12 protein-coding genes are annotated in these 12173 nt (G+C 28.9%); 5 read left to right on the top strand and 7 right to left on the bottom strand.

All coding sequences use genetic code 11. From position 1 onward, the window contains the following. Positions 1-199: 199 nt before the first annotated feature. Entirely contained in the window at positions 200-709 is a 510-nt protein-coding gene (locus tag ACXAHM_RS13930; protein WP_474961058.1) for a hypothetical protein, read from the bottom strand. Positions 710-986: 277 nt separating this feature from the next. On the opposite strand from ACXAHM_RS13930, the gene ACXAHM_RS13935 reads away from it, so the two are divergent. The 5 genes from ACXAHM_RS13935 (at position 987) to ACXAHM_RS13955 (ending at position 8113) form a co-directional block, all read left to right on the top strand. Continuing rightward, positions 987-1592 (top strand): hypothetical protein, encoded by a 606-nt coding sequence (locus ACXAHM_RS13935; protein ID WP_474961059.1) that lies wholly within the window; start codon positions 987-989, stop codon positions 1590-1592. 109 nt (positions 1593-1701) lie between these two features. Continuing rightward, positions 1702-4353, top strand: a complete 2652-nt coding sequence (locus ACXAHM_RS13940; RefSeq protein ID WP_474961060.1) for a ligand-binding sensor domain-containing protein — start codon at positions 1702-1704, stop codon at positions 4351-4353. An 84-nt stretch (positions 4354-4437) separates the two neighbouring features. Beyond that, complete coding sequence (locus ACXAHM_RS13945; RefSeq protein WP_474961061.1) at positions 4438-5043, top strand: response regulator; 606 nt, start codon at positions 4438-4440, stop codon at positions 5041-5043. Beyond that, on the top strand, positions 5043-6818 hold the full coding sequence (locus ACXAHM_RS13950; RefSeq protein WP_474961062.1) for a sensor histidine kinase: 1776 nt from the start codon (positions 5043-5045) through the stop codon (positions 6816-6818). Before ACXAHM_RS13945 ends, ACXAHM_RS13950 begins: the two co-directional genes overlap by 1 nt. A 146-nt stretch (positions 6819-6964) precedes the next feature. Further along, a complete protein-coding gene (locus ACXAHM_RS13955) occupies positions 6965-8113 on the top strand; it encodes a BamA/TamA family outer membrane protein (protein ID WP_474961063.1) in 1149 nt (382 codons plus the stop codon). A 369-nt stretch (positions 8114-8482) separates the two neighbouring features. On the opposite strand, the gene ACXAHM_RS13960 is transcribed toward ACXAHM_RS13955, so the two are convergent. The 6 genes from ACXAHM_RS13960 to ACXAHM_RS13985 all read right to left on the bottom strand — a co-directional run bounded on the left by ACXAHM_RS13960 (position 8483) and on the right by ACXAHM_RS13985 (position 12121). Beyond that, a complete protein-coding gene (locus ACXAHM_RS13960; RefSeq protein WP_474961064.1) occupies positions 8483-8605 on the bottom strand; it encodes a hypothetical protein in 123 nt (40 codons plus the stop codon). 263 nt (positions 8606-8868) lie between these two features. Next, positions 8869-9693 carry an RHS repeat-associated core domain-containing protein gene (locus ACXAHM_RS13965; protein ID WP_474961065.1) on the bottom strand — a complete coding sequence of 275 codons (825 nt, stop codon included), beginning with the start codon at positions 9691-9693 and terminating at the stop codon, positions 8869-8871. Positions 9694-9784: 91 nt separating this feature from the next. Then, positions 9785-10654: an Rpn family recombination-promoting nuclease/putative transposase gene (locus ACXAHM_RS13970; protein WP_474961066.1), complete on the bottom strand. Its 870-nt coding sequence runs from the start codon at positions 10652-10654 to the stop codon at positions 9785-9787. A 210-nt stretch (positions 10655-10864) separates the two neighbouring features. Next, positions 10865-11332 (bottom strand): hypothetical protein, encoded by a 468-nt coding sequence (locus ACXAHM_RS13975; protein ID WP_474961067.1) that lies wholly within the window; start codon positions 11330-11332, stop codon positions 10865-10867. Positions 11333-11341: 9 nt separating this feature from the next. Further along, complete coding sequence (locus ACXAHM_RS13980; RefSeq protein ID WP_474961068.1) at positions 11342-11857, bottom strand: hypothetical protein; 516 nt, start codon at positions 11855-11857, stop codon at positions 11342-11344. Positions 11858-11896: 39 nt separating this feature from the next. After that, positions 11897-12121, bottom strand: coding sequence for an RHS repeat-associated core domain-containing protein (locus ACXAHM_RS13985; RefSeq protein ID WP_474961069.1), 225 nt, complete (start codon positions 12119-12121; stop codon positions 11897-11899). Positions 12122-12173 lie beyond the last annotated feature (52 nt).

Raw genomic sequence — 12173 nt, forward strand, 5'->3', positions numbered from 1 at the left:
ATCAAGTTGTAAGGTTTTTACTTTTGATGACTACTGATAACATTCCTATAGATAACAGAAGTGTAACGATGATGGATACTAGTAAAGTTGACATGTTTTAATTTATATTAAGGGTAAAGATGTTTCAATTTAAAAAAATAAGAGAAATGTAAAAAAAAAGTATTATTGTTAACTATCACTAAATCAGTAAATAATACAATTATATATTAATATGTGCTTTTTTCAATCGTTTAATTATTCGCTTACTTCTTGCTTTTAATGCAGGACTATAATAAGCCATGCCATCTTCTAAAATCATTAATAATTCATTTGCTAGTTCTTCATATTGTATTACATATTTTGAAAGAATTTCAATTGCATGTACTTTGACCGCTACATCTGACTCTGTTGAAATAACTACTTCAAATAAAAAATCAACCCACTCCCCTTCTTTATCAATGGAAAGACTTAATTTATCTACAGATCTCAAAATTGATCTTTTTATTCCTTGTGTTTTAAAACCGGGTAACCATTCAAGAATATCATCTTTAAATTTATCTAAAAATGTAGCATCGTTATCACAAATAGCGGAAAGTGCCCAAGCTAGATGATTACCATGTTGATTATCATTTTTTTTAATCTCATGATATAACCAATCTTGTTTTTTTTCTTTAATAATTGATTTTATAAATTCATTTCTATCGAATTTTGAACTAAAAAATTTATCCATTTCAATTTTTTGTTAAAAAGTTTAAGAGTTTAATTTCGTATTCAAGTTAATATTACTTAAAATAATATGCAATTTCTTAAAAATTCACTTTTAACCGTTAGGTGACGTGTACTCAATGTTCTCTTAGCGTATATTTGATACCGTAAAGCAAATTTGAGACACTTTTTACTTATTACTTGTTATCATTATAACGATTTAACGATTATGTTCTTTTTATTAAATATAGTGTTTCAATTAGTGGACTTAATTCAAATAATAATTTTATAACTAACACACTTTGAGAACTTTTGAAGAAATACCTGGCTTTCCAGATTATGTTGTTAATATGGATGGGCTAGTATTATTAAAGCGTGACTATGAGGAAGGAAATTTTAATTTTCTGAAAGCTTATAAATGTAATGTTACGCAAAAGCTAAAAGTAACTTTAAAAAAGGAAAAAGAAGGAAAACGTATTAAAAGTACTGCTTATTTACATACACTTATTGGAAAAACTTTCCTACCAACTTTCAATGTAAAAGGAAAGAAGGTTTGGCATATCAATAGGGATATTTATGATAATAGAGTAGAAAACTTAAAATGGGTACCTTTAAAAGGAAAACAAGAATTTAAATATGCTCCCAAGAAGTATATTAAAGATAATCGCTTGTACATTCCTATTCCCCAACTTCCATTTTTAAGTATTAATTCTAAAGGTGCTGTACTTTCATTTAAAAGTGGAACAGCTAAACCTATTAAACAAAGATTGAATGGTAAAATTTCATTCTTTGATACGGAAGATTATGAAGGAAAAAGACATACTGTTTATCCTCACGTCATTGTAAAACAATTATTCTCTAAAGAAAAAGAGAAAGAAAAAACAAATGACGAAACAGTCACTCAATAATGATAGACCACACTTCTAATTTATGAAGTGTGGTTTTCTTTTTTTAAGTCTTATCAAGGATAAGTATAACTTATTCAAAAAATAATGTAAATTTATTTTTATGAAATCAATGAGTTTTACTTTACTTTTTATTCTATTCTATAACTATTGTTTTGGTCAGTCTCCTCTACCAACTGTATCATCGTATGACCGTTTTGACTATAATGCTGGAAGACAAAATTGGGATATTATAGAAGATGAAAGAGGAATCTTCTATTTTGCAAACAACGAAGGGTTGTTAGTCCATACTTTTGGCACTTGGAAAGTATATCCAACCACACATAAGGATCAAATAATATCCTTACAAATTCAAAATGATACTTTATGGACTGGAGGTAATGTTGAATTTGGATATTATGCTAGAAATCAACAAAAAGAGTTAGAGTATACTAATTGTGGAGCTATCAATTCTGGTCAAGCATGGGAGATTGAACTTGATAACCAATATGCTTTTTTTAGAACTGAAAAAAATATTATTCGATTTGATAAAGGTAGTGGTGATCAAACTGTTATTTCTCATCCGTCAAGTTTTAGTAGATTAAAAAAATGGAATAATGAAATTTATGCCATTGATAAACGAAACAGAATAGGTAAAATTAAGGATGATCTATTTGTTGTTTTGGATTCATTGACAACCAATTCGAAAGCAAAACATCTTATTTCACATAATAATGAATTATATATTTTCACTGAGGATGGAGCATTTTTTTCTTTTAATGGAGGAATACTTCAGTCTAAAGGAAAACTACCTCAATTATTAAACAGAGAAGGAATTTTCTGTATCGAAAGTTACTCAAAAGAAAGCCTATTAATAGGTAGTATTTCTGGTGGTTTGTATATTTTTTCTATTTCTGAAAATAACATTTTAGAAAAAGTGAATGTCAGTGACGGCCTTTTAGACAATACTATTCTTAGTGTATTTATCGATAAAAATAAGAATATATGGTGTGCTTTAGATTATGGAATTTCAAAAATCGAAAGGAAACAGCCACTTCAAACTATTTTTAACCAAGGGGCTACTTATTCTATATTAAATCTTGAAAATGGGATATTAATAGGAACAAATAAGGGCCTTTTTTATGCAGATCATGGAAGTAAATTTCATTTAATTCCAAATTCTCAAGGACAAGTATGGAACATTAAAGAAATTGAAAACACAGTTTATATATGTCATGATAATGGAGTTTTTATCTACAATGATCACACAATCACATCTATTTATAAACAGACAGGTGTACTTGATATAGAGAAAATAACATCTCATTTTATTTTATCAACTTATCTAAATGTTGTTCAAACTAAGCTAGAAAAGAAACATCTTAAAACAGAAAAAATAATTACCAATCATTCTATCAAAAAGTTGTTTAAAGATGATGCTAATAATTGTCTATGGGGTTTTAATAACGGTGAATTACTTGAGAAATTCGTTTTGTCAGGAAAAGAAATTATTCTCGATGAAACATATGAAGATATTCATAATGTATTTAGAGATGATAAAAGTATGTTATTCCTGAAAAATGGAAAACTATATACTTACCTAAACAAAGCATTCATTAAACAGACCACACCACCCTATTCACTCATTGAAGGAGAACATATAAAAGCATTAGCCTTTTCTTCAAATAAACATAGCTATGCTTATATAGAAGATGATCAATTATTCCTTTATGTGAATGTAGCAAATGGAAAGTTTATTGAATATCAAAATCAATTATCTTCACTTCAAAATCAATTCTTGAGAGGACATGAATTCATATCTTTTAATAAAGAGGTATTACAAATAGCAAATGAAAGAGGGGTACATATTTTTGAACCGCACTCAAAATATAGAACTAACAGTTTACCTAAGCCTATTATAACTAATGTTGTTTTGCATAGAGAAAATGTGACTGATGAATTTAATTATCCTTATCAAAATTCACTATCAATAAAAAACAACTTCAATGCTATTACATTCCATTTTGGTATTAATTCATCGAAAAATGATATTATACAGTATAGAACAAAATTATATCCTTTAGAAAATAATTTTTCAGATTGGACATCATCTTCTTCAAAAGAATTTAATGGTCTCAAAGGTGGAGATTATACCTTCTTTATTGAGTCAAAATTTAATAATTCAATTACTCAAGCTGATTCGCTTACTTTTTCTATTCATAAGAAATGGTATGAAACTCCTTTCCTTTTTTTCCTTGTAGGTTTAGTATTAATATCTTTCGCTTTTATCATTCAAGTTATCTGGAAAAAACAACTCTATAAAAATGAATTAAAACAGAAAGAAATTCAGACAGCCTTATTTAATCAAAAAAATATTGCCCTTAAAAACCAACAATTAGTTGAAGTAGCAGAAGAATTGTCTAAAAAGAATGATTTTTTACGACAAGTCAGTGATGGGCTTTCTTTAATGAAAAATAAAAATGCAGAACATTGGAAATCGAAGATTGAAAAAGAAATGAATAACGATTCCAAGCATTTTGTGTTTTACAATTTATTTACCGAATTGAATAAGGATTTTATGGAAAGGTTAAACTTATCTCATCCCAATTTAACGTCTCATGATCATCGACTAATTGCATTAATTCGCTTTAACTTAACGAACCAAGAAATTGCCAATATTTTGAATATTACGAACAGAAGTGTAATCATGAACCGTTATCGTTTAAGGAAAAAACTTTCATTAGATAAAGAAATAGAGTTAGATAAATATCTCAGAGAAATCTAAAATTAACCATTATTAGGTATACTATATCATTTTTCCTTTTTGTAATTTTACAAAATTAATAGCTCACAAATAATTCCTACTATCATGTACAAATTTCTTATTGTCGATGATCATGAACTGTTTAGTAATGGTTTAATGAAGATTATACAAAAATTTTTTGAAGCAAATATAACTTTAGTTCATGACCCAATTGAGGCATTACAATTGGACTTTAATCAATTTGACTTAGCTATTGTAGATATGGAAATGCCTTCTATGAAAGGTATAGAAATGATTAAAAAAGTCATTGATAGAGATGAAAAAACAAATTATCTCATTTTATCTATGCACAATAAAATGTCATTAATTAAAAAGACATTAAAATTAGGTGTATTGGGTTATATGTTAAAAGATGATGATGTTGAAGATATAATTACAGCCGTACATAACGTCTTAAAAGGAAAAATATATTTAAGTAATAAAATTGATAAATCTTTCTTAACTCAAGAAAAAGTAAGTTTAGTGATTTCTCCTCGTGAAGAACAAGTGTTAAAATATATTGCAGAGGGTAAAACAATGAAAGAAATTGGTAACTTATTGAATATTAGTCCTGAAACTGTCATAACACACAGTAAAAAAATTAAGAATAAACTAAATATTACTTCTAAAGCTGGATTAATAAAATATGCCTACGAAAACTTGCTAACTTGATGAAATATCTATTTTATTCAATACTTACCCTACTTACTTTATTTAAAACATATGCGCAAGAAGCAGAAATGTTTACAATAGAGGTTTGTGATATATCAAAAAAGATTGATCATATTAATTTCAGTGATAGTAACTGCTCCTCTATTGATTACTCCCCTTTAGATGCTCAACTAAAAAAAATAAGCATTAAAAGTGATATAGAACAAACACTAATTCTTCGATTTAATAACGTGATTTTTGATGAATTTAAAATTTGGCAAAAACGTAAAAATGAATCTCTCACTCCTATTATGGACTTAGCTAATAATTTTGTTTCAAAGAAATATGATAGAAGCTATGGATTTATCCATGAAATAAATTTTAGTGCTGAAGAGGAAATAGAAATCTTTTATTATTTCAATAATAATGGATGGCCTTTTGAAGATGAATTTGAAGTATCAACAAAATCTGATTTTATCACATCAATCAATTATGAGCAAACACTTAAACTGACATGTCGAACTATCCTTATTTGTTTAGTTTTAGTGGGGCTTACTTTAGGTATAATGCTTCATAAAAAAGTTTATTATTTTTATGGCTATAGCTCACTATCAACATTATTTTTCCTAGAAACAGAATTTGGGGTTATCTGTAATTACTTTCCAATTGCTCATTTTACTTATATCAAATACATATTAGTGATATCCACCTATTTATTTACATATAGTTCATTTTATTTTTATGCATATCTGACTTTTTCCAATAAATATTTCATTAAGTCAAAAATAAAAAAGAGCATGAATATCATTATTTTAATTGGGTTAATTTCACTACTTAATCTTTATTATGATGGAGACTTAAAATTATATGTAAATAATAGCGTTGCCTTAATTTCTATGCTGAGTGTTTTCCTTTCAACTATCCTCTCATTTATTGTAATATTTAGAGGGATAAAAATAAAGGAAGAAAGTGCTTCATTAGTTTTAGGACTATTTATAATGGTAAATTTCTCAGTAATTATATTATCAATATTGCCTTATTTAGGGGTAACTACACGACTGAGTTACAGTAGAATATTAATCTATTTTGTTCATACTTTTAATAGTCTATTATTTCTATTTTTAATTTTGAAGAAAACCTCTATTTATTTTAAAGAACAGAATGAAATTCAAATACAAAAACAACTTATTCAAGAAAAATACTCTTTAGCTATAATTAAAGGACAAGAAGCAGAAAGAAATCAAATAGGGAAAGAATTACAGGATTACGTAGGCTTAAATTTACTTCAAATCAATCAATCAAATAATTGGTCATCAGATTATATTCGAAATTTAGTAAAGCATACGATTCAAAGTGTCAGAAACATGAGTCATGAATTAGTGTCTCCTGAGTATGAAAGAGAAGATTTTGAGGATATTATTTATGATTTATGTTCAAAATATAATACTACTGATTTAACAATACATATAAATTTCGCTTTAGAAAATCCTATTAATAGTAATAGTATTAAAAATCACTTCTATAGAATAATTCAAGATTTATTAAGAAACGCCTATGATAGTAATGAAATAAAAGAAGTCTATTTAGATTTAATTCTAGACTTTCATGGCTTTATTACCTTATTCTATGAAGACAAAAAAGATAGTAACAAATCAATAGATTTAGATGAAAATTTATTGCTTAAAAACTTGAGTTTCAGAGTAAATGCTCTTGGAGGAAAAATTGTTATTTCAAATATTAAGAAGAATACAATTATTACTATTAGTGAAATAAATACTAACCCAATTTTGGCTTAATATCACCCAAAAATTAGTAAAAATTATAATATAAGTAGTAAATTAGATCAAAATCCAATCATTTACTGTCCTGTTAGATGATATTTAGAAACCACTGATAACCAATAGCGTATATCAGTGAACGAACATATTATCATCCGACTTTTATGAAATATTTATATCTATATCTAACACTACTCACTCTTTTTGCTCAGCCCGTTTTTGGGCAGAAAATAGTGAAAAAATTTATGGAGCGTAACAAGGATAAAAAACAAGCAGCAATTGATGCTGGAAATCCTTGGTTATCACCTCTATTTGGCCCGGGCTATAATGCCGACGTAGGCTTTTTAGTTGCTGGTGGGATTCTTTATTCTTTTAAAACAGATAAACAAGATAGCCTTATCCAAAGATCTTCTATTCCTGCAACTATATTTGCAAGTACAACTGGTGCAATCGGTATTAACGCATCTGTGAATACTTTTTGGAATGAAGATAAATTCCGATTTATGTCAAAAGTTGCTATCAATAGTAGAGAAAATAATTATTATGGAAAGGGTTTTGATCAAATAGAGCAAAATTATCAATCTGATAGTACAACTTTATACAGTGAAACAAAGATTGACATCACCGTGGACCCAATGTTTAGGATAGCAAAAAACTTTTATATAGGTCCTTCCTTTAATTTCTATTATGCAAGTAATACAGATGTAAATCCCGTTATGCAAGCAGACCCTTACTATAGTCAATTCTCGAATAGTTATTTCATGAATGGTCTTGGTTTTAATATATCTTATGATAGTCGAGATATTACTGTAAATGCATGGAAAGGAATCTATTTTAACTTTAACTACTATTACTATTCAAAGTTATTGGGCAGTGATTACAATGCTCAACTTTACAACTTTGATGTAAGATATTATAAAACCTTTATCCGTAAAGGAAATGTAATTGCATCAAGAATTTATATGCGTGATATTATTGGAGAAGTTCCTATTAATATGCTTTCTGACTTCGCTGGTCAAAAAAGTTTAAGAGGATATATTGTTGGGCAATATAGAGACAACACAGCTGCTTTTTTTGAAGTAGAATGGCGTCATACTTTTATGAATAAAGAAAAAAAATTATCAAAAAGTGGTATAGTCGCATGGGTAGGTGCTGGTAGTGTAGCTCCAGATCCATTTGAATTAACAGAATGGTTACCTAATGCAGGTGTAGGATATCGTTATGAACTACAACCACGAATGAACGTAGGTCTTGATGTCGGATTTGGTAGAGAATCTCATGGTTTATATTTCTTATTTACCGAATCCTTCTAAAAATATATAAATATAGAAACACGGATGATATTAAAGCCCTTTCTCGATGAGATGGGGCTTTTTTAATTGATATTACGTCCTGAAAAATAAGTAAAAGAATTGATGTATTTTGACGTTGCCATATTTCTCTATTTATATTTTTACAAAAATAAGAAGGGAAAAGGAATATGTTTGCTTTTGGTGGAAATAATTCTTGGAGTATTTTTATCGAAACAAGCCAATCTAGGTGGGTAGACTGGCTTGGTATATTTTATAGTTTTAAGTTCGGAAACTTAAACAATGTTCTAGTTCGTAGTGATAACTTTCGGTTTAACACTACGAACAGTGGATTGTCATACTTAAAATTAAATATTCAGTGTATAATAGCACTTAATATCTAAAATCTCGATGTTTCTTCTTTTTCCATTTTCTAAGAATAGTATCAATTACTAAGAATAATAAAAAACCAACAATATTTATTTTAATGACTGTAGGACCATAATTGTTATCCATGTAAAACCTGGTACTACTAATAAGAAAAGCTGGATAATATGCTAGCCTTGAGTATCGAACTAAAAAATAGCCTTTATCTTTTCTTTCTAAAAAGAAACCATATAACAAGTAGATAAATAAGATAAAATACCCAATACTTATTTCTAATAAAGAATCTAAGTAGAAAATTTTCTTATATATAAATCCATTTATCGATAATATTGTTATACAAAATATTGAAAGGAATAATATCAATTTTAAATTTGTTTTCATCTCTAATAGAATTATAATACAGGTCCTAAATTGGTTACATTCCCAATTTCGATTGATGCTTTTTGATTCATGTATGTATCTTGGAACCAATTTACAGGTACTGATTGTGGTGTTGATGCTTGACTATTAATATTTTCCTGCATATTTTTTAATAACCCATTTAAATTATCCTCAGTATTAAGTATAATATTAAAATAATTATTCGGCACATTAATTAATTGACCAACTCCATCAATATAATTTTGTACACCTGCATCTCTTAAACTCTTTTCTAAAGAAAGTAAATTATTAGTCACAAAATTACCTCCTGAATTCCCTTTTTTCATAACATTAGAAAACCATCTACCTCCAAATCCACCTGTAAAACCAAAACCAAAAGCTATTGCTACACTCTCTTTATCAACTTCATTAAAATTAAAACCATTATATATAGATTGATCTAATATATTACCTGATGCATTAAGAACAGCACCACCAAAAATCCCAACATATGTTGAAGGTAAATACGCGGCAACCATTCCAGCTGTTCCTCCAGCACCAGCTCTTGCATATGTTTCCCAAGATGTAAAATCTAATTGTCCAGCATAATATTGACCATATAAATTCATAGAAGCACCTATTACAAAACCAGCAGCTCCAGGAATGAAAGAAAGATTACCATCTGAATCAATCATATTCACAGGATTATTCCCCATACCAACATAACCACTCGCATACTGCCTAACAGGATCATAAGCTCTAGCCTCAAAGAAATTCCAACCTGTTTCCTTATCTTCTTCAGCGAAATCACCTTGGTAACCAAATCTATAACCCTCTCCACTTTTAGAAGAAGCCATTTTGTGGCATAATGTTATTTGAGTGTATTACGTCTGTAGAACGTCTCTCTACTATTTCCTGAGTTAAAGATATCTTTTGTTGATTTGGAAACTATTCTTTGGAAACCTGTTTAACCTCATCAATAGTTAAGCCTGTTGCTTTTGCAATTTGATCAGTAGACAATCCCATTTGAAGTAAGTTCTCGGCAGTCTCGATGGCTTTTTTCTTTTCTCCTTCTTTCAATCCTTCTTTTCTCCCTTTCTCAACCGCAGTCTCTAAAGTATTTAAGTAATCTCTGAAGATTTTTAGATCTTCTTCATATCTCAACTGATCTTCTTTATCAAGTGCAGTAAATTCTGTAATGGCAAATACTTTTTTGAAGATATATTCTTGATAGAATTTAGGAGCTTCAGTAAAGCTTTCTAGTCTGTTTAAGATATAGATCCACTTATCAAAATGGTTGGATAGTTCACTTTCTGATTTTTTGAATTTTGGAAGTTCTAGATAGATAAATTTTAGTTTGTCGTAGAAAACTTCATTACGTTGATTTTTCAATTCAACCACATGATGAAAATCTTCTGATACATCAAATTTGAAATCCATCAAGCTAATAACATAGACGGCCTTTAATTCATATTTCCAACCTTTTCCGTCTGGTTGCCCCTTAGTGGCTTGTTCTTGAATGGGAAAGGTAGAGTAATAAATCGTTCTGTCTTTGAAAAAAGTTTGGTGTGCTCTTTGTAACTCAACGATAAACTTCTCACCTTTTTCATTCTCACAATATAGATCGAATATGGCTTTTCGATCTGTTTGATGTCCAGAAAATTTCTCGGATGACTTATACGTCAAATCATAAATCTTATCTTCCTCTGGTAAAACTGTATTCAAAAAGTCAATCAGAATGTCTTTATTCTGCTCTTCTCCGAATAACTTCTTAAAACCAAAGTCTGTAAATGGATTGATATATTTTGACGTTGCCATATTCTTTAATTTATATTTCTACAAAAATAAGAAGGTATTGGGAATATGTTTGCTTTTGGTGGAAATAATTCTTGGAGTATTTGTATCGAAACAAGCCAATCTAGGTGGGTAGATTGGCTTGGCTTGTTGTTTTAAGTTGGGAAACTTAAAGAATATACTAATTCGTAGTGACGCCTGTCGGCTTAACACGACGAACAGTTGCCGAATATTTTATAAATTGAATTTACACCCCATTTCCTCCGATAACTCCACAGCACTTTTGATATAATAAAAATACCTCTCAGGGTCCAATCTATCTTCTTTTGACGGTAGATAATCTATTAATATTTGAGGGTTTTGTAGATATAACATCAAGTCAAAGGCTCGTGATAAGCTATAAGAATGAAAATTTTCATTTACTCTTACAGAACCTTCTTCAAGGTCTAAATCTGTCACTTCAGTAAATTTCTCACAGTAAATACTAATATTAGTAATATTTTCTTTGTAAAAATTTATTAACTCATTTAAAGAGAGTTCGACATTATGAATATCAACTACTAACTGTCTTAGTACATAATTTTTATTTGTTTCGGTATAACTATATTCTAAATATTTAAATATTTTATCTTCTAAACCCTGAAATTCTGAAGAATTGATATACTCAGAAACTTTTTTATTTAACTCAAAAATTTTTGACATATATAATTATCATTTTACAAACTGTATAAATTCATATCCTAAATTTCTATTTGGATCAATGGTAGCATGTTCCCATGGCCAAACATCAATTAAATTATCTAATTTATTAGCCCCTTCAATTTGTCGACCTTCAATATGATGTATCTCTTTATAAACAGTTCTTATTTCATATTTACCTGTTTTAGTATTTAAAACTTGGACTTTTGCACTTCTAACTGGAGTACCAAGTTCGTTTGCAACTGCCCAAAATCTTTTCTTAACAGTTCCCCATCCAGGTAACTTATTGAATTTTGTTACCTTTGCAATATCAACAAATCTATCAAAAACACCATCTGTAGGATCAACAAATGTATCAGTGAATTCTATAAATAGATCACCAAATTCAAATAGTGCTTGGCTTAAGTTTTTGGTTCGAACACCTTTATTTAAAAAAGACATTAACTCATTCCTTTCCCAATCTTTTGTATACTCATTAATCCACTTAGCTCCATGATATCTTAACTCATGATTAGATAATACCATCATATATTTCACCATCGTAAACTAGACCAGTTGAACCTTCATCTATTGTTTCTCCTCTATATCCCCCATTTGTTCCATGAATTGGATTTTCCCCATCCCCACATAACCACTTGCATACTGCCTAGCAGGATCCACAGCCATCCATCTACCAACAATAGGATCATAAGCTCTAGCCTCAAAAAAATTCCAACCTGTTTCTTTATCTTCTTCAGCGAAATCACCTTGGTAACCAAACCTATATCCTTCTCCACTTGTAGAAGAAGCCATTTTGTGGCATAATGTTATTTGAGTGTATTACGTCTGTAGAACGTCTCTCTAC

This window comes from Flammeovirga sp. AWQ4_249 (genome assembly GCF_056161045.1).